We start from the raw sequence: 17,707 nt of genomic DNA on the forward strand, positions 1-17,707 counted from the left end.
CTCGTAAACCCTCATTCGACGCGCCGGCTGCGCATATCAATATGTCGATTTGGTGCAAGGCGCTGCGAGGCGCGCTGATACCATCCACGAACAAGGCGCCCGGTACGGCACGCACCAGAACCCATCCATGATTTCCCCGTCCCTGCCAGAACTCGTCGCACGCGCCGCCGAGCATCCGTTTCTCGGCGCGCATATTGTGCTCGGCGAAGGCGAGCGCGCGCGGCAGGCCATCGCGCGTTATCACGATGTCACGGTCGCGAGCGCGTACGAGCCGATCTTCGATGTGGGCACGCACAGCTTCCCGCAGACGCTCTCGGCTTCGGCCGAGAGTGCGGAGCGCTTCGGCGACGAACTGGGCGTGCAGGCGCTGACGGTGATCCGGGGCGACGCGCCGCCCGATCCGTTCTCGACGCTCGACGACGATCGCGAGCTCGTCGCGCTCGACCGGCTATCGCGCGCGCTGCATGCGATGAATTTCTTCGGGCCGCATCGGCCGGGGTTGCTGTTTTTGCGCGTGCACGAGCGGCTGCTAAAGAGCGTGAAATACGATCACGGGCGGCACTTTTCGTCGGTGCTGCAGGAGTTCGCCATGAATCCGTCGCGCGTGGTGATCGAACTGCCGGCCGCGGCGGTCGCGCACAAGACGTTTCTCGGCTATCTGACCAAGAGCTATCAGCGCTACGGATTCAAGGTGGCGGGCAATCTGCCGAACGCCGGGGCGATCCTGGCGGTATCGGACATGGCGCGGCTCGATTTCATCAAGATGGATGCGGGCGCGGCGCTGCGCGACTCGGTCGTGAAGCATCTCGTTGCGTATGCGCATCGGCTGAAGATTCCGCTCATCTTCTGCAATGTCTCCGACGAAGCGCAATTCGATGCGCTTCAGCAGTTCGACGTGCATTTCGTGCAGGGGCCGGTGTTTGATTCGCACTCGACGCAAGCACGGTGATTTGCGCAGCGCCCGTTTGAATCGATTAGCGAATCGCGGCGGAACGCGCTGCTTTCACGTCTTCGAGATCGGCGGCGGCGAGCCAATGACAATATCCGCCGAGACTCGTCCGATCGATTTGCGAAGGGTCCATGTCGTGGTATTCGCCCGCACGGAATTTATGCTTCGACCAATAATCATCGGTGTGCCATGCGTGTACGTGCAGCACGTCGCTCGCTAACTTGCGCTCGCCCTGAGTGAAGTTGTCCAGCAGACCGATCGAACACTGTTGCGGATAGGTCATGCGCAATGCGAGTTCGCCGGCGTACATGGTCAGAACCTGCTTCGTCCAGTTGGGCCATTGGCCGGAGAAGTCCGCGAACTCTTCCTCGAGAAGCCGGTTGCAGTTCTGCATGTGCACGTTCAGATACGTGAGCACCCTGTCCGTCGGCCCGAGAACGGATGCGCCGATGTTATGCAAGCCGATGTGCGGATAACCCCAGCGCTCGCTGCATTCGTCGAGTTTCCGGCGAACGGAAGCCTGATATGCGTAAGCACCGAAACCGAAGCACAAGCCCGATGGCTCGAAACCTTTGAGATGCGGCGTGACGAAGGTATCGCAATCGGTTTTAAGGATGTATTCGAATTCGCTGCATGCCGCGTGGACGGCCGGTTCTACCAGATTGCCAATCGAGTTGACGAACTTGTAGTCGGCCCATTCATTGTTTCGCTCTGCGTAGGGAAGCGCGGGAATCAATCTGATGCAATTTTCCCGAGGTAGCTTTTCCGCGACATCCGGATGACATACGACAATCAACTCGCAGCCTTCGATCACGCCCGAATAGATCGCGCTCTTAAATAACCACGAGAACTCCTCCACCATTTCGTCGTTATTGTCGACGTAGACGAGGATGCCTAACTTATTCTTTGCCACCATTGCTCTCTTACGGAAAACCATCTGTCGAATATAGCAGATGGTCTTCGTGGCTTATGTGATCTGTGCGTGCCGATGTCGATGCCGATCACAAGGTTCATGACGGTGTCTCGCGTCGTCGTTGCGCCGGAGTCGCATGCACGTTCCGTCAACGCACGCGCCGTTGCCTATCCGGGTATGTCCCGATTCGCCGACGCACCGCATTTGGTGCGACGCAACGCCCGCCGCCGAGCGCCCGCGCGATCAGCCGACGACGCGCATCGCGCGCCCGTTCGCGCTGCATCGCAGCGGAGCGCGCGCGGTTGCGCGCCTTGACTTTCAAAAGGCCCGACACCATGATTTCGATCAATCGACCAATCATCGAGCAATTGCTCAACCGTCGTCCGCGCGAGAACGGGCGCTTCAGCCAATCAGAGGAAGACAGACATGAGTAGCGAACAAGGCGTTGGCACACCGGGCGCGAACGTGATCCTGCACATCGGCGCGGGCTCGTTTCATCGCGCGCATCAGGCGTGGTACCTGCACAGACTGATCGAATCGGGCGATGCGGGCTGGTCGCTCGCCGTCGGCAACATTCGCGGAGACATGAACGCCGTGCTCGATGCGCTCGCCGCGCAAAACGGCGCATACACGCTCGAAACGGTCACGCCGCAGGGCGAGCGCGAATACGAAACGGTGCGATCGATCCGCAAAGTCGTACCGTGGTCGGCGGACCTCGCGGAACTGATCGCGACGGGCGCCGCGCCGGAGTGCCGGATCGTCTCGTTCACCGTGACCGAAGGCGGCTATTACCTCGACGAGCACGACAGGCTCGACACCGCGAACCCCGACCTCGCCGCCGACCTCAAGGGCGCGAAGACGACCATCTATGGCGCGCTCGCCGCGATCCTCGAAGCGCGCATGAACAACGGCTCGGGCCAGGTGTCGCTCCAGAACTGCGACAACCTGCGCAGCAACGGCGACCGCTTCAAGGCGGGCATGCTCGAATTTCTGCAACTGCGCGGGCAGACCGCGCTGCGCGACTGGATGATCGCGAACACGTCGAGTCCGAATTCGATGGTCGATCGCATCACGCCGCGCCCGACGCCGGATGTCGCCGAGCGCGTGAAGGCCGCGACCGGCATCGACGACAACGCGCCGGTGATGGGCGAGAAGTTCATCCAGTGGGTGATCGAAGACAACTTCATCGCGGGGCGGCCGGCGTGGGAAAAAGCCGGCGCGGAACTCGTCGATTCCGTCCATCCGTATGAGGAGGCGAAGATCCGCATTCTCAACGCGAGCCACAGCTGCATCGCGTGGGCGGGCACGCTCGTCGGCCTGCAATACATTCACGAAGGCACGCAGGACATGGAAATCCGCGCGCTCGCGGAAGGCTATGTCACCGAGGACGTGATTCCCTGCCTCACGCCGAGTCCGATCGATCTGGCGCAGTATCGCGATGTCGTGCTCGACCGGTTCAGCAATCCGTATATCAAGGACACGAACCAGCGCGTCGCCGCCGATGGCTTTTCCAAGCTGCCCGGCTTCATCGCGCCGACGATGGCCGAATGCTTCGCGCGCCAGGTCGATCCCGCCGCGACCGCCATTCTCCCCGCGCTCTTTTTCCGCTTCCTCGAACGCTGGCACGAGGGCACGCTGCCGTATGCGTATCAGGACGGCGTGATGGACGCGGCCGTCGCCCATGGCTTCTTCACGGCGGCCGATCCGGTCAAGGCGTTCACCGGCGACAAGCTGCTCTGGGGCAGCATGGCGCAGAGCAAAAAGCTCGAACGCGTGATGCGCACGGCGCTCGCGCAGGTCGATGCGTGGCTGGCGAACCGTCCGTGATCGCATCGGAAAGCGCGGCGCGCTCCGGTATTGTGCTCATGGCGCGCGGCGGCGCCGGGCGTTAAATTCCACGTTTTCAGCCGGCATGCGTTCCGGCTACACCCAGGGCTTAGCTCATGTACTTAGGCATCGACCTCGGCACATCTGAAGTGAAAGTGCTGCTGCTCGCGGGCGACGGCAGCGTCGTCGGCACGGCGGGCACGCCATTCACCGTTTCGCGGCCGAAACCGCGCTGGTCGGAACAGAATCCGCTCGACTGGTGGGAAGGTACGCGCGCCGCGCTCTTCGCGTTGCGCGACAAGTTTCCGGCGCAGTTCGCGGAAGTGCGCGGCATCGGACTTTCCGGTCAGATGCACGGCGCGGTGCTGCTCGATTCGACGGATCGCGTGTTGCGTCCCGCGATTCTCTGGAACGACATGCGCAGCGACAAGGAATGCGCCGAGCTTTACGAGCGCGCGCCGAACCTGCACGAGATCGCCGGCAATCTCGCGATGCCCGGCTTCACCGCGCCGAAGCTGCTATGGGTCGCGCACAACGAGCCGGAGCTTTTCAACCAGACCGCGTGCGTGCTGCTCCCGAAGGACTATTTGCGCATGCATCTGACGGGCACGAAGGTGTCCGATCCGTCCGATGCGGCCGGCACCCTCTGGCTCGACGTCGCGCGCCGCGACTGGTCGGACGAACTGCTCGCCGCGTGCGGGATGACGCGCCAGCAGATGCCGGCGCTCGCGGAAGGCAGCGAGCCGTCGGGGACGCTGTTGCCGTCGCTGGCGCGCGAACTCGGCCTGCCCGATGGCGTGATCGTCGCGGCGGGCGGCGGCGACAATGCGGCGAGCGCGGTGGGCATCGGCGCGACGGAACCGGGCGATGGCTTTCTGTCGCTCGGGACGTCGGGCGTGCTGTGCGTGGTCGGGGATCGCTTCCGGCCGAATCCGGCGTCGGCGGTGCATGCGTTTTGCCATGCGATACCGGACCGCTGGCATCAGATGAGCGTGGTGTTGTCGGCGGCGAGCTGCCTGCGCTGGGTGTGCAAGCTGACATCGACCGACGAGCCGACCTTGCTCGCCGAAATCGAGGCGTTGCCGCCGGAAACGCTCTCGACTGCGCCGCTTTTCTTGCCGTATTTGAGCGGCGAACGCACGCCGCATAACGATCCGTATGCGCAGGGCGTGTTTTTCGGCATGACGCACGCGACGGACCGCGCGCTGCTCGGCTATTCGGTGCTGGAGGGCGTGACGCTCGCGCTCACCGATGGGCTGGACGCGTTGCAGTCGGCGGGTACGCAGGCGCATGCGTTGTCGATGCTTGGCGGCGGCGCGAGAAGCGCGTATTGGGGGCAAATGTTCGCGGATGCGTTCAATACGCCGACGCGCACGCACGGGGGCGGCGAGACGGGTGCCGCACTTGGCGCGGCGCGGCTGGGGTGGCTTGCGGCTGGGGGCGATCCTGCGGTCGTGCTTGCCAAGCCTGCCGTTCGGCTCGAATTCACCCCCGATGCACAGCGGCATGCGGCTTTGCGCCAGCGGTTGAAAGGGTTTCGGGAGCTTTATCAGCATGTGTGGCCGTTGTTTGATGTTTCTCGGCCGAGGTTGGCTTAAGCGGTCTTTTTGCGTTTCGCTCGCGGCGGGTTTGGTTCGCTGCGGCTCCCGGGGAGCTTGTTTTCGTGTCGGTTTATTTGCGTTGCCCCTCCCCGGGGCGGGGGTCACTTTCTTTGTGTCGACCAGAGTTGGCGCTTTAGTGCCTTACTCTGGTCCCAAGCAAAGAAAGTGACTGCCGCCCCGCACAGGGGCGAGCTAAGAGACCGACACGAATACAAGTTCACCGACAACAAAGCCGCCCTGCGAAAAAAAGAAAGACCGACAAATTGCCAAAATCAACCGAAAAGCTCGATCTAGCAACCCGCGCAGCGTGGCTGTATTACGTCGCCGGCAACACCCAGAACGAGATCGCAGAGAAACTGCAAATCTCGCGTCCGGTGGCGCAACGGCTCGTCGCGTTCGCGGTGGAAAAGAACCTGATCCGCGTGCGAGTGGATCACCGCATCGCCGATTGCCTCGCGCTCGCACAGCAGCTCAGCGACCGCTACGGACTCGCGATCTGCGAGGTCGTCCCTATCGACGGGGATTCGAGCGAGCAGGTCGACCGCAAGCTCGCCGTCGCCGGCGCGCAAGTCATGGAGCGTTATCTCGTCGATGAGAAACCCATCGTCGTTTCCATCGGCAGCGGGCGCACGCTGAAAGCCGTCGTCGCGCAAATCGGACAGCTCGACCGGCCGCAGCATCGCTTCGTGTCGATGGTCGGCGCCATCGCGCAGGACGGATCGTCGAACCGTTACGACGTCGCGCAGCAACTCTCCGAGAAAACCGGCGGCAAGCACTTCATGCTGCCCGCGCCGCTCATGGCCGACAACGAGGCCGAGCGCGCGCAATGGGTCAATCACCGGCTGTATCGCATCGTCGAGGGTCTGGCGCAGCAGGCGGATGTGTCGTTCGTCGGCATCGGCAATATCGGCATCAACTGCCCGCTGCACGAAGACGGCTTCATCACGCGCGCGGAAGTCGACGAGATGTTGAAAGCCGGCGCGGTCGCCGAATGGCTCGGACTGCCGATCGACGCGCAAGGCAAGCGCGTGCAGTCGAAAACCGGCGCACGCGTGACAAGCCTCAAGCTCGATGCGCCCCCAAAGCGGCCGACCATCGGCTTCGCGGGCGGCCAGCGCAAGCGCGAAGCGCTGATCGCCGCGCTCAAAGGTCAGTGGCTCTCCGGCCTCGTCACGGACGAACTCTGCGCGAAAGCCGCGCTCGAAGCGTGAGCCGGCCGTCCATCAGAACGCGATCTCCGCTTCCACGCTCTGCCCCGCTTCGAGCGCCACACCCTCGCCTCGCAGAATCACGGCGTTCTTGCCGAAGGTCAGCTTGCCGCCGTGCCGCTCGCTCGCGCGATACGCGCTCATCGTGTCGAGCGGTTCGTGCGGCCACGCGGGATTCGGTGCGCCGGTAAGCTGATCGATCGTCGGCACCGGGCAGCGCGTGCACAGCTTCACGAGGCGTAGTTGCACATCGCGATCCGCGGCGCCAATGCGCATCTCGTCGACGAAATCCTCTTCGTAAGCATCCAGGCCGTCAATCACCAGATTCGGGCGAAAGCGATTGACCGGTATGCGCGGCGCGCCTTTCTGCGCGAGACGCGCATTGAGATCGTCGAGCGATGCCTGGCCGAGCACGAGCAGCGGAAAGCCATCGGCGAAGCGCGTGTGCGTGACGAGCGGCGCCGTCCATTTCCGGTCGACGACACGCTTCACCTTCGGCGAAAAGCGCGCGAGCCGCGCGGGCAGATCGAGCAGTTCGCTGAACCATCGGGCCGGTTGTTCGCCGGCGTCGAGCGCATCGACGGTATCGCGCCAGACGGTCGCGCGCATGGGCTGCGCGTGCAGCAGCGCTTCGGCGCGCAACGGTGTGCGCAGCGCGGGCATGCCGGGCGCTTCGATGAGCAGATCGTCACCATCGAACGCGGTGCGGATCAACGCCATGCACGGATGCGTGCGCTGCGTGATCATGCCGCCCGTCGCGTCCGTCACGAGCCAGTTGCGATCGTACTCGAGGCCGGTTTCCAGCAGCACCGCGCGGGCAAGCCCGATGCCCGCGCAAGACTTGATCGGATAGACGAAAAGTTCTTTCAGAACGGACATGGCGAGAATTGGCGAAAGACGATTGGCGGGCGAAGCCGCATTATCGCCCGTCGCCGCATTCGCTAACACGCGCGCACCGTCAGGCGCTTTGCACGCGCGACATCTTCACTTCGGGATGCTCATTCAAATAAACCTCCACCGCATTCCGCCTGAACGCCTGCCCGTTCGCATCGAACATATGGCAGTGATCCGGCTCCGCACCGAGCTTGAGCTTCTGGCCGCGCGCGTGCTTCTCAAGCGGCGGAATGCGCGAGATGAGACCGTCCGGCGCCACCGGTGTCTCCGCGTACAGATAAGCCGCATCGCCGAGCGTTTCGACCGTCATCGTCGACGCCGAGACGCCGTTCTCGCTCCCCGCGCCGATCGGCTGCAAATGCTCGGGCCGGATGCCGACCGTCACCGCATCGCCCGGCTTCGCGTTGCCCGGCAGCACGCCGGCGAGTTGCGTCTCGCCGCTCGCGTACTTGACGAGCACGCCATCGCTCAGAACTTGCTCCACCGTGCCGGACAGGAGGTTCATCTTCGGCGAGCCGATGAAGCCCGCGACGAACTTGTTCGCCGGCGCGTGATAGAGCGTGTTCGGCGTGCCGACCTGCTCGACGTTACCTGCCGACAGCACGACGATCTTGTCCGCGAGCGTCATCGCTTCGACCTGATCGTGCGTGACGTAGATCATCGTCGTCTTGAGATCGTCGTGCAGGCGCGCGAATTCCAGGCGCATCTTCACGCGCAGCGCGGCATCGAGGTTGGAAAGCGGCTCGTCGAAGAGAAAGACTTTCGGCTTGCGCGTGATCGCGCGGCCGATTGCGACGCGCTGACGCTGCCCGCCCGACAGTTGCTTCGGCTTGCGGTCGAGCAAATGATCGATGTGCAGGATCTTCGCGGCGTTCTTGACGGCGGCATCGATCGCGGGCTTTTTCTCGCCCGCGAGCTTGAGGCCGAAGGCCATGTTGTCGTAGAGCGTCATGTGCGGATAGAGCGCATACGACTGAAACACCATCGCGATGCCGCGCTTGGCGGGCGGCAACTCGTTCACGCGCGCGCCGTCGATCATGAGGTCGCCGCCGCTGATGTCCTCGAGGCCCGCGATCATTCGCATGAGCGTGGACTTGCCGCATCCCGACGGCCCCACGAAAACGACGAACTCGCCGTCTTCGATGTCGAGGTTCACGCTTCGCATCACCTCGGTGTCTTCGTAGCGCTTGTTGATGTTGCGCAGGGTCAGGCTAGCCATGATGTGTCTCCATGCTTTCGTTGAGCGCGCGCGTTCATCGTGTTTCGAACGTCGCGTATTGCAGCCAATGCTCGACGAGCGCGGGCAGGCGCGCCATGTCGTCGAATACGATCGCGGCGCCGGCGCGCTTCAACGTCTCGACCTGTCCTTCCGTCGCGTGTCCGCCGCCGATGAAACCGAGCACCGGCATGCCCGCCGCCGTCGCCGCCGTCACGCCCGTCACGCTGTCCTCCACGACGAGGCAGTTCGACGGATCGACGTTCATCGCGCGCGCCGCCGCCAGATACACGTCCGGCGCGGGCTTCGGATTGGCGACCATATCCGCGCAGAAGCGCCGGTCGCCGAAGAAGCGCACGAGGCCGGTGCGTTGCAGCGCCGTATCGACATACGACGAGAAACTGTTGCTCGCACACGCCTTCGTGAGCGGCACGGCGGCAAGCGCCTGTGTAATGCCTTCGACGGGCGGCGCCTGCACCGCCGCCGCCTCCACCGAGCGCCGGATCGCGGCGGCCTGTTCGGGCGTGAGCGTGCGGTTCACGCTGTCCGCGGCGCTCGCGAGCACCGCCTCGATGCGCAGGCCGAGCAGCGGCAGCACCACCGGTTCCACATCGACGCCCGGCCACAGCGCTTGCAACTCCGTCACGAGCATGCGCGCCGCCACCGCTTCGCTGTCGATCAGGACGCCGTCGCAATCGCAGATCAGAAGGCGGCCGGAAATGGGAGCGTGATTCACGTGCCCCGCCCTCACTTGACCGCGCCGAACGTGAGACCGCGCACGAGCTGCTTCTGCGACAGCCAGCCGACGATCAGGATCGGCGCGACCGCGAGCAGCGACGCCGCCGAGAGCTTCGCCCAGAAAAGCCCTTCCGGACTCGAATACGACGCGATGAACACCGTCAGCGGCGCGGCGTTGGAACTCGACAAGTTGATGCTCCAGAACGCCTCGTTCCACGAAAGGATGATGAGCAGCAGCCCCGTCGATGCGAGCCCCGGCAGCGCCATCGGCATCAGCAAGTAGACGATCTCCTGCCATGTCGTCGCGCCGTCGATGCGGCCCGCCTCCAGAATGTCCTTCGGCACTTCGTTGAAATACGTGTAGGCCATCCAGACGGCGATCGGCAGATTGATGAGCGTATAGACGATGATGAGGCCGGTGACCGTATCGAGCAGTCCGCTGTTCTTCCACAGCAGATAGATCGGCACGAGCACGCCGACCGACGGCATCATCTTCGTGGACAGCATCCACAAGAGGAGCTTCTGCGTCTTTCGCGTCGGGAAAAAGGCCATCGCGTAGGCGCACGGCACGGCCAGCAACAGGCAGAGCACCGTGACGCCGACGGAGATCAGCACCGAGTTCCACGCAAAGCCGAAGTAGTTGCTGCGCGCGAACACTTCGCGAAAGCTATCGAGCGTCGGCGAGAAAATGAGCGACGACGAATACGCCTGCTGCTCCGTCTTGAACGCGGTGATCGTCATCCAGAAGATCGGGAAGAACAGCAGGATCGACACGATCCACGCGAGCACGCCAGGCACGATGTTCTTCACATGATCGAGCGCGGGCGTGCGCGTCGTGGCGGTAACGGGATGCGTGCTCATGACTCGTACTCCCCTTTGAGGTTCTTCGCGAGCATTCTCACGAGGAAGAACGCGACGATGTTCGCGAGGATCACCGCGAGAATGCCGCCCGCCGAAGCCAGCCCGACATCGAACTGTTGCAGGCCGAGCGCGTAGATGAGATACGAAAGGTTCGTGGTCGCGGTGCCGGGACCGCCGCCGGTGGTCGTATAGATTTCCGCGAAGATCGAGAGCAGAAAGATGGTTTCCATCATCACGACGACGGCGATCGCGCGCTTCAAATGCGGCAGCGTGATGAAGAAGAACATCGCGAACGGACCCGCGCCGTCGATGCGCGCCGCCTCCTTCTGTTCCTGATCGAGCGACTGGATCGCGGTAAAGAGAATCAGAAAGGCGAACGGAAGCCACTGCCACGCGACGATCACAATGACCGCGAAGAGCGGATACTCGGCGAACCAGTCGATCGGCTGCATGCCGAGCGATCGCATCAGCGAGGCGACGAGGCCGTACACCGGATGCAGGATCATGTTCTTCCAGATGAGCGCGGAGACCGTCGGCATCACGAAGAACGGCGCAATCACGAGCAGGCGCGCAATGCCCTGGCCGATGAACTTGCGGTCGAAAAGCACCGCGAGCAGCACACCGCCGATCACGGTAATCGCCAGCACGGACGCAATGAGCGTGAGCGTATGACCGATCGACGGCCCGAACGCCGGATCGGTGACGAGGAACTGGAAGTTGTCGAGGCCCGCGAAGCCCTTTACGTCGGGATTGAGCAGGTTGTAGCGCGAGAACGAGAACCAGATCGTCATCGCGAGCGGAATCGCCATCCACAGGAAGAGAAGTCCGCTCGACGGCGTGATGAGCCATCGCACGGACTTCGCGCGCTTCTTGTCGCGCTCGGCGGCGGAGTCTTCGAAGTGATCGGTGATGGGGGGATTCAGTTGGCGCATGATCGTGTCACCTCTCGATGATGCCGGCGGGCCGCGCCGCCAAGAACGCGAAACGGCCCGCGAAGCACTTACTTCTGATAACCCGCCTGCTTGACCGCGCGGTCGGCTGTCGCGTTGGCCGCCTTCAGCGCGTTGTCCACGCTCGTCTGCCCGGCGACGACGCCCGCGATCGACTGCCCGACCACCGTGCCGAACGACTGGAACTCCGGAATGCCGACGAACTGGATGCCGCTATACGGCACCTTCTTGAGCGACGCATCGTTCGGGTTCGCGGATTCGATCGCCTGCAGCACGAAGTCGCCGAACGGCGCGGCCTGCTTGTACTCGGGGCGCGCATACGTGGACTTGCGCGTGCCCGGCGGCACCGACGCCCAGCCTTCGTCCTTGCCGACCATCTCGATGTATTCCTTCGACGTGGCCCACGCGGCGAACTTCTTCGCGGCGTCCTGCTGCTTCGACGTCTTCGGAATCGCGAGCGACCAGGACCAGAGCCAGTGCGAGCCCTTCGGCGTGACTTCGGTCGGCGCGGCGGCGAAGCCGATCTTGTCGGCCACCTGCGACTGCGACTTGTTGTACAGCATGCCCGCGGCGACGGTTGCGTCGATCCACATCGCGCACTTGCCCGACGACATCAGCGTGAGGTTCTCGTTGAAGCCGTTGGAGCTCGCTCCCGGCGGGCCGTCGTTCTTGAGCAAGTCGGCGTAGAAGGACACGGCCTTGTGCCACTCGGGGGAATCGAGCTGTGCCTTCCATTGTTCGTCGAACCAGCGGCCGCCGAACGTATTGACCACCGTGGAGACGAACGCCATGTTCTCGCCCCAGCCCGCCTTGCCGCGCAGACAGATGCCGTACTGGCCTTTCGACTTGTCCGTGAGCTTGTCGGCGAACTGCTTGATCTGGTCGTAGGTCGGCTGGTCGGGCATCTTGAGGCCCGCGGCCTGGAACAAGTCCTTGCGGTAGTACGTCATCGAGCTTTCGACGTAGAACGGCAGCGCGTAGAGCTGGCCGTTGTACGAGAGACCGTCGCGGGCGGTCTTCACGACATCGTCGAGGTCGTAGTTCGCGGGCAGGTTCGCCATCGGCGAAAGCCAGCCGCGCTTGCCCCACTGCGGCGCTTCATACGTGCCGATCGTCAGCACGTCGAACTGGCCGCTGTTCGTCGTGATGTCGGTCGTCGCGCGCTGGCGCAGCACATTCTCTTCGAGAATGACCCACTTGAGCTGAATGTCCGGATTGGCTTTTTCGAAAGCCGGCGAGAGCTTCTTCAGCTCGATCATGTCCGGGTTGTTCAGCGTGGCGATGGTGATGGTCGTCGCGGCGTGCGCGCCGAGCGGCACGAGCGCGGCGGCGGCGAGCGCCGTCGAAAGCGCTGTGGCGAGGCGCGGGGCGCGCGGTGCGGCTCGAACGATGCGTTGGGTGCGTTTCATGTTGGTTCGTCTCCTTTTTCGTTTGCACGGGCGCAGTGGGCAGACGGTTCATTGAAACTGCCGGATACCGCCGCCGCTGCGTGTTGTGATGCGCTGGGAACCGCGTGATGGCTGCTTTTGCCGGCGCTTCCCGGCGAGCATTTCGCCGCGACGCCGTTTCACTATAGACGGTGCGCCTCGCGCTGCAAGGCGCGCGCCGGTCAACTCATCCAGTTGCCGCCGTCGACGTTGAGCGTCTGCGCGGTGATGTAATCCGAATCCGCCGATGCGAGAAAGAGCGCCGCGCCGGTGAGATCGCCGGGCACGCCCATGCGCCCGAGCGGCACTTCCTCACCGACGATGCGCTTCTTCTCGCCGAGCGGCCGGCTCTCATAGCGCGCGAAGAGCGCATCGACCTGTTCCCACATCGGCGTATCGACGACGCCCGGCGCAATGCCGTTCACGTTGATGCGATCCTTCGCGAGCGCGAGCGCCGCCGACTGCGTGTAGCTGATGACGGCCGCCTTGGTCGCGCAGTAATGCGAGACGAGCGCCTCGCCGCGCCGCCCCGCCTGCGACGACATATTGATGATCTTGCCGCCGCGCCCCTGCTCCACCATGCGGCGCGCGACCGCCTGCATCAGAAAGAACATGCCCTTCACGTTGACCGCGAAGAGGCGGTCGTACACGTCCCAGGATTCGTCGAGGATCGGGCGCATGTCGAAGAGCGCCGCGTTATTGAAGAGAATGTCGATGCCGCCGAAACGCTCGGACGCGCTCGCCACGATGCGCTCGATGTCTTCGCGGCGCGTGACGTCGGCCTTCAGCGCGAGAACGCGCTCGGAAGCGCTCTGATAGCGCGCTGCCATTTCGCGCTCGTCCTTGACGTCGACGACAACGAGCTTCGCGCCTTCGTCGAGATAGCGGCGCGCGACCGCTTCGCCGATTCCGCTTGCTGCGCCTGTGATGACCGCGACCTTGTCTTTCAGTCTCACCGATGTCTCCGTTCTTTGGCTGCCGGCCGCCGAAGTGAGCGAACGCTCGACAGCCGATCAATTGCTCTATGTTTGATCGAATGATCGGCGTTGCGACGGCGCGTGTCAAGGCGGGGCCGCCCTGTTTCGATGTTGCGGCGCGGGAGGCTCAAAGACGCCATTCGTCCGATGCAAACGTCGGTGATACGTTATATCATCGCAGCACCACACTTACGCAGGGCCGCGACTTCATGACCGCATCCGTCGAAACCATGCTCGCGCGCGCCGAGGCGCTCGCCGATGAGCGCGGGCTCGCGCTCACGCCGCTGCGCCGTCACGTCTACGAACTCGTGCTCAGGGCGCACAAGCCGATCGGCGCCTACGACCTCATCGACGCGCTCGAGCCGCAACGTGGCGCGCGCGTGCCGCCGACCACCGTTTACCGCGCGCTCGACTTCCTCGTCGAAAACGGGCTCGTGCACCGGATCGAATCGAAGAACGCGTTCGTCGCATGCTGCGACGCCGGCAAGCCGCACGAAAGCCAGTTCCTCATCTGCGACGAATGCGGCGCGACGCTCGAAATTCAGGGCCGCGAACTCGCGTCGTCGCTGTCGGCGAGCCCGCCCGCGCATGGCTTCGAAGTGCGGCATCAGGTCGTCGAACTGAGCGGGTTATGCAGCGAATGCCAGAGAAAACATCGCAACACGAAGCAGGCTCAACCGCAAGGAAACCGATGAAACTCGCGCAAATCCTGACCTGCATCGCGGCGGCGGCGAGCTTCGGCCAAAGCGCGATCGCGCACGCGGCGGGCGTGCCCGTCGTGCCGGTCGTCGCGGCGGAGAACTTCTACGGCGATGTCATCCGCCAGCTCGGCGGCGAGAACGTGCAGGTGACGAGCATCCTCAACAATCCGGACGAAGACCCGCATCTGTTCGAAGCCAGCCCGAAGACCGCGCGCGCGCTCGCGCATGCGGCGCTCGTCGTCTATAACGGCGCGAACTACGATCCGTGGATGGACAAGCTGCTCGGCTCTACGCGGACCAGCGGCAAGCGCACGGTCATCGTCGCGGCGCAACTCACCGGCAAGAAGCCCGGCGACAATCCGCATCTCTGGTACGACCCGCCGACGATGCCCGCCGTCGCCAAAGCGGTGAGCGCCTATTTGTCGAGCGCGGACCCGGCGCACAAGCGCGACTACGACGCACGCCTCGCCACGTTTCTCGATTCGCTCAAACCCATCGACGCGCGCATCGCCGTAATGAAGTCGCATTACAAGGGCGTGCCCGTGACCGCGACGGAACCGGTCTTCGGCTACACGGCGGACGCCATCGGCTTCGAAATGCGCAATCAGCGCTTCCAGACCGCCGAGATGAACGAGACGGAGCCGAGCCCCGCCGATATCGCCGCGTTCGAGAAAGACCTGCGCGAACGCCGCGTGCACGTGCTCATCTACAACAGTCAGGCGACGGGCGCGCTCACACGGCGTCTGCTCGATGTCGCGAAAGACGCGCACTTGCCGAGCGTCAGCGTGACGGAGACGCTGCCCGCCGGCAAGACGTATCAGCAATGGATCGAATCGCAGCTCGATGCGCTCGCGGGCGCGCTGCAAGGATGGCAGCGATGACGCACCACGCCCACGAAGCGCTCGAAGTCGACCGCGTGACGCTGCAACTCGGCGGACGCACGATTCTCAACGACGCGAGCTTCACGGTCCGCACCGGCGAATTCATCGGCGTGCTGGGGCCGAACGGCGCGGGCAAGACCACGCTCATGCGCGCGCTGCTCGGGCTCGTGCCCGTCGCGTCCGGCGCGATCCGCGTGAACGGCGAAGCGGTCGTGCGCGGCAATCCTTCGATCGGCTACATGCCGCAGATTCGCACCGGCCTCGCGAATCGCCGGGTGCTGGGCCGCGATTTCGTCGCGATGGCCGCCGACGGACACCGCTGGGGGTTGGCGCATCGCGATGCGCGCATCCGCGCCGAGGTCGAGCGCGTGCTCGATCTCGTCGGCGCGCGGCAACTGGCTTCGCGGCCGCTGTCGGAGCTATCGGGCGGCGAACGTCAGCGCCTGCTGCTCGCGCAGTGTCTCCTCGGCAAGCCGCGCCTTTTGCTGCTCGACGAGCCGCTCATCAGCCTCGATCCGCGTCATCAGACGGGCGTCGTCGAACTCGTGCGGCGCGTGCAGCGCGAACTCAACATCACCGTGCTGTTTTCCGCGCACGAACTCAATCCGCTTCTGAACTCGCTCGATCGCGTGCTCTATCTGGGCAACGGGCGCGCGGCGCTCGGCACCATCGACGAAGTCATCACGAAGCCGGTGCTCTCGCGTCTCTATGGCTCGCCCATCGACGTGATGCGCGTGAACGGCCGCATCTTCGTGATGTCGGGCGATGTCGAGATCGACAAGCTCGATCACGCGCACGAGGAAGGCGACGAACATGAGCACGAGCATGAGCATGGGCACGGACATGAGCACGGCCACCATCACAGTCACGGCGAATAACAATGTTTGAATACGACTTCATGGTGAACGCGTTCGCGGCGTCGGGAATCGTCGCGGTGCTCTCGGGCATCGTCGGCTACTTTCTCGTGCTGCGCGGGCAGACGTTCGCGGGGCACGCGCTCTCGCACGTCGGCTTCACCGGCGCGACGGGCGCGGTGCTGCTCGGCATGCCGCCCATCTGGGGCATGGTCGGCTTCACGCTAGCGGCAGGCGTCGGCATGGGCGCGCTCGGCGAGCGGCTTTCGGGCCGCGATGTGGCCATCGGCGTGATTCTTTCGCTATCGCTCGGCTTCGGGTTGCTGTTTCTGCACTTCTTCACCGCGTATGCGACACAGGCCACCGCGCTGCTCTTCGGCAACGTGCTCGGCGTCAGTCACGAAACGCTCGCGGTGCTGGCGGGACTGGCGGCCGTGAGTCTTGTCGCGCTCGGAATCATCATGCGGCCACTGCTGTTTGCTTCGTTGCAGCCGGAGCTGGCCGAAGCCAAGGGCGTGTCGCTGCGGCTCGTGTCGGTGCTGTTTCTCGCGATCACCGCGCTCGCGGTGGCGGCGTGCACGCAGATCGTCGGCGTGTTGCTCGTGTTCGCGTTGATGGTCGGGCCTGCGGCGGCGGCGCAGAACGTCACGACGCGCTTGTCGGCAGGGCTGTTGCTCGCGGCGCTCTTCGCGCTCGGGCAGGCGTGGATCGGCCTCACGCTCGCTTACTACACCGACTGGCCGACGAGCTTCTGGATCACCATGCTCGCCGCGCTCGTTTATGGCGCGAGCCTGCTCGCGCGGCGCGGGAACTGACCGGCGCGCGGCGCCGGCCAGCCGTGTCGCATGTTCAGCGGCACAGCACGCGCGCATGATGCGCGATGTGCTCGCCCATGAACGTGGAGATGAAGAAATAGCCGTGGTCGTAGCCTTCGTGCCGGCGCACGGTCACGTCATGCCCCGCGTCGCGCGCATTGCGTTCGAAGACATCGGGATAAAGCTGCTCGGCGAGGAACTGATCCGCCAGCCCCTGATCGATGAGGATGCCCCCCTCGAAGCGCGATGCGGCATCGCCCTTGACGAGTTCGCTCGCGTCGTACTGCTTCCACGCGTCGCGGTCGTCGCCGAGATAGCCGGTGAACGCCTTCACGCCCCACGGACATTGCGACGGCGCGGCGATCGGCGCGAATGCCGACACGCTGCGGTACAGCTCCGGATTGCGCAGCGCGAGCACGAGCGCGCCATGCCCGCCCATCGAATGCCCGAAGATGCCGAGCCGGTCCTCGCGCACCGGCAATTCGCGAAGCACCGCCTCGCGTAAATCCCGCGTGACATACGAATACATGCGATAACGCGCAGCCCACGGTTCGCGCGTCGCATCGACATAGAAGCCCGCGCCGGCGCCGAAGTCCCACGCGTCTTTCTCGCCGGGAATGTCGGCGCCGCGCGGACTCGTGTCCGGCGCGATCAGCGCGATGCCATGCTCGGCCGCGTATCGTTGCGCGCCCGCCTTGATCGGAAACGTCTCTTCCGTGCAGGTGAGGCCGGCAAGATAGAAGAGCGCAGGCACCTTGCCCGACGATGCCTGCTTCGGCAAATAGACGGAAAAGCGCATCGGCAGGCCGATGGATTCCGGCTCGTGCCGATAAATGCGCTGCACGCCATCGAAACAACGGTGCTCTTCGACGAGTTCGAGCATGACGTTCTCCTC

At 64.2% G+C, this 17,707-nt stretch carries 17 protein-coding genes; 8 read left to right on the forward strand and 9 right to left on the reverse strand.

Annotated elements, in window-relative coordinates; all coding sequences use genetic code 11:
- Nucleotides 1-127 precede the first annotated feature (127 nt).
- A complete protein-coding gene (locus LDZ27_RS11915; protein ID WP_244814280.1) occupies nucleotides 128-949 on the forward strand; it encodes an EAL domain-containing protein in 822 nt (273 codons plus the stop codon).
- Between the two features lie 25 nt (nucleotides 950-974).
- On the opposite strand, the gene LDZ27_RS11920 is transcribed toward LDZ27_RS11915, so the two are convergent.
- A complete protein-coding gene (locus LDZ27_RS11920) occupies nucleotides 975-1,865 on the reverse strand; it encodes a hypothetical protein (protein ID WP_244814281.1) in 891 nt (296 codons plus the stop codon).
- A gap of 423 nt (nucleotides 1,866-2,288) precedes the next feature.
- On the opposite strand from LDZ27_RS11920, the gene dalD reads away from it, so the two are divergent.
- From dalD to LDZ27_RS11935, 3 genes are all read left to right on the forward strand, one after another.
- Complete coding sequence (gene dalD / locus LDZ27_RS11925; RefSeq protein ID WP_244814282.1) at nucleotides 2,289-3,689, forward strand: D-arabinitol 4-dehydrogenase; 1,401 nt, start codon at nucleotides 2,289-2,291, stop codon at nucleotides 3,687-3,689.
- A 116-nt stretch (nucleotides 3,690-3,805) separates the two neighbouring features.
- Nucleotides 3,806-5,287, forward strand: coding sequence for a xylulokinase (gene xylB, locus LDZ27_RS11930; protein ID WP_244814283.1), 1,482 nt, complete (start codon nucleotides 3,806-3,808; stop codon nucleotides 5,285-5,287).
- 266 nt (nucleotides 5,288-5,553) lie between these two features.
- Nucleotides 5,554-6,501 carry a sugar-binding transcriptional regulator gene (locus LDZ27_RS11935; protein WP_244814284.1) on the forward strand — a complete coding sequence of 316 codons (948 nt, stop codon included), beginning with the start codon at nucleotides 5,554-5,556 and terminating at the stop codon, nucleotides 6,499-6,501.
- A 12-nt stretch (nucleotides 6,502-6,513) separates the two neighbouring features.
- Here the strand turns inward: LDZ27_RS11935 and LDZ27_RS11940 are convergent, their stop codons facing one another.
- The 7 genes from LDZ27_RS11940 to LDZ27_RS11970 all read right to left on the reverse strand — a co-directional run bounded on the left by LDZ27_RS11940 (nucleotide 6,514) and on the right by LDZ27_RS11970 (nucleotide 13,540).
- Nucleotides 6,514-7,377, reverse strand: a complete 864-nt coding sequence (locus tag LDZ27_RS11940; protein ID WP_244814285.1) for an MOSC domain-containing protein — start codon at nucleotides 7,375-7,377, stop codon at nucleotides 6,514-6,516.
- 79 nt (nucleotides 7,378-7,456) lie between these two features.
- Entirely contained in the window at nucleotides 7,457-8,611 is a 1,155-nt protein-coding gene (locus LDZ27_RS11945; RefSeq protein WP_244814286.1) for an ABC transporter ATP-binding protein, read from the reverse strand.
- A gap of 34 nt (nucleotides 8,612-8,645) precedes the next feature.
- Nucleotides 8,646-9,344 (reverse strand): HAD family phosphatase, encoded by a 699-nt coding sequence (locus tag LDZ27_RS11950; RefSeq protein WP_244814287.1) that lies wholly within the window; start codon nucleotides 9,342-9,344, stop codon nucleotides 8,646-8,648.
- An 11-nt stretch (nucleotides 9,345-9,355) separates the two neighbouring features.
- Nucleotides 9,356-10,207, reverse strand: a complete 852-nt coding sequence (locus tag LDZ27_RS11955; protein WP_244814288.1) for a carbohydrate ABC transporter permease — start codon at nucleotides 10,205-10,207, stop codon at nucleotides 9,356-9,358.
- The gene (locus LDZ27_RS11960) at nucleotides 10,204-11,139 is read right to left on the reverse strand and encodes a carbohydrate ABC transporter permease (RefSeq protein ID WP_244814289.1); all 936 of its coding nucleotides are present in this window, start codon (nucleotides 11,137-11,139) and stop codon (nucleotides 10,204-10,206) included. The genes LDZ27_RS11955 and LDZ27_RS11960 overlap by 4 nt, the downstream gene beginning before the upstream one ends.
- Nucleotides 11,140-11,207: 68 nt before the next feature.
- A complete protein-coding gene (locus tag LDZ27_RS11965) occupies nucleotides 11,208-12,566 on the reverse strand; it encodes a sugar ABC transporter substrate-binding protein (protein WP_244814290.1) in 1,359 nt (452 codons plus the stop codon).
- 200 nt (nucleotides 12,567-12,766) lie between these two features.
- On the reverse strand, nucleotides 12,767-13,540 hold the full coding sequence (locus LDZ27_RS11970; RefSeq protein WP_244814291.1) for an L-iditol 2-dehydrogenase: 774 nt from the start codon (nucleotides 13,538-13,540) through the stop codon (nucleotides 12,767-12,769).
- A gap of 230 nt (nucleotides 13,541-13,770) precedes the next feature.
- Between LDZ27_RS11970 and LDZ27_RS11975 the strand changes: the two genes are divergently transcribed.
- The 4 genes from LDZ27_RS11975 to LDZ27_RS11990 are packed head-to-tail and all read left to right on the forward strand — an operon-like array spanning nucleotide 13,771 to nucleotide 16,812.
- Nucleotides 13,771-14,256: a Fur family transcriptional regulator gene (locus tag LDZ27_RS11975; protein WP_244814292.1), complete on the forward strand. Its 486-nt coding sequence runs from the start codon at nucleotides 13,771-13,773 to the stop codon at nucleotides 14,254-14,256.
- Complete coding sequence (locus LDZ27_RS11980; protein WP_244814293.1) at nucleotides 14,253-15,143, forward strand: metal ABC transporter solute-binding protein, Zn/Mn family; 891 nt, start codon at nucleotides 14,253-14,255, stop codon at nucleotides 15,141-15,143. Before LDZ27_RS11975 ends, LDZ27_RS11980 begins: the two co-directional genes overlap by 4 nt.
- Nucleotides 15,140-16,021: a metal ABC transporter ATP-binding protein gene (locus LDZ27_RS11985; RefSeq protein WP_244814294.1), complete on the forward strand. Its 882-nt coding sequence runs from the start codon at nucleotides 15,140-15,142 to the stop codon at nucleotides 16,019-16,021. The genes LDZ27_RS11980 and LDZ27_RS11985 overlap by 4 nt, the downstream gene beginning before the upstream one ends.
- Before the next feature lie 2 nt (nucleotides 16,022-16,023).
- On the forward strand, nucleotides 16,024-16,812 hold the full coding sequence (locus LDZ27_RS11990) for a metal ABC transporter permease (RefSeq protein WP_244814295.1): 789 nt from the start codon (nucleotides 16,024-16,026) through the stop codon (nucleotides 16,810-16,812).
- A 34-nt stretch (nucleotides 16,813-16,846) separates the two neighbouring features.
- Here LDZ27_RS11990 and fghA read toward each other — a convergent pair whose 3' ends face one another.
- A complete protein-coding gene (gene fghA, locus LDZ27_RS11995; protein WP_244814296.1) occupies nucleotides 16,847-17,695 on the reverse strand; it encodes an S-formylglutathione hydrolase in 849 nt (282 codons plus the stop codon).
- Between the last annotated feature and the right edge of the window lie 12 nt (nucleotides 17,696-17,707).

The organism is Caballeronia sp. Lep1P3, assembly GCF_022879595.1.
In the GTDB taxonomy this organism is placed as follows: Bacteria; Pseudomonadota; Gammaproteobacteria; order Burkholderiales; family Burkholderiaceae; genus Caballeronia.

Coding starts and splice junctions, on each gene's coding strand:
- LDZ27_RS11915 (WP_244814280.1), top strand. CDS start 128: ATGATTTCCCCGTCCCTGCCAGAACTCGTCGCACGCGCCGCCGAGCAT.
- LDZ27_RS11955 (WP_244814288.1), bottom strand. CDS start 10,207: ATGAGCACGCATCCCGTTACCGCCACGACGCGCACGCCCGCGCTCGAT.
- LDZ27_RS11920 (WP_244814281.1), bottom strand. CDS start 1,865: ATGGTGGCAAAGAATAAGTTAGGCATCCTCGTCTACGTCGACAATAAC.
- LDZ27_RS11965 (WP_244814290.1), bottom strand. CDS start 12,566: ATGAAACGCACCCAACGCATCGTTCGAGCCGCACCGCGCGCCCCGCGC.
- xylB (WP_244814283.1), top strand. CDS start 3,806: ATGTACTTAGGCATCGACCTCGGCACATCTGAAGTGAAAGTGCTGCTG.
- LDZ27_RS11945 (WP_244814286.1), bottom strand. CDS start 8,611: ATGGCTAGCCTGACCCTGCGCAACATCAACAAGCGCTACGAAGACACC.
- fghA (WP_244814296.1), bottom strand. CDS start 17,695: ATGCTCGAACTCGTCGAAGAGCACCGTTGTTTCGATGGCGTGCAGCGC.
- LDZ27_RS11960 (WP_244814289.1), bottom strand. CDS start 11,139: ATGCGCCAACTGAATCCCCCCATCACCGATCACTTCGAAGACTCCGCC.
- LDZ27_RS11975 (WP_244814292.1), top strand. CDS start 13,771: ATGACCGCATCCGTCGAAACCATGCTCGCGCGCGCCGAGGCGCTCGCC.
- LDZ27_RS11985 (WP_244814294.1), top strand. CDS start 15,140: ATGACGCACCACGCCCACGAAGCGCTCGAAGTCGACCGCGTGACGCTG.
- LDZ27_RS11980 (WP_244814293.1), top strand. CDS start 14,253: ATGAAACTCGCGCAAATCCTGACCTGCATCGCGGCGGCGGCGAGCTTC.
- LDZ27_RS11990 (WP_244814295.1), top strand. CDS start 16,024: ATGTTTGAATACGACTTCATGGTGAACGCGTTCGCGGCGTCGGGAATC.
- dalD (WP_244814282.1), top strand. CDS start 2,289: ATGAGTAGCGAACAAGGCGTTGGCACACCGGGCGCGAACGTGATCCTG.
- LDZ27_RS11940 (WP_244814285.1), bottom strand. CDS start 7,377: ATGTCCGTTCTGAAAGAACTTTTCGTCTATCCGATCAAGTCTTGCGCG.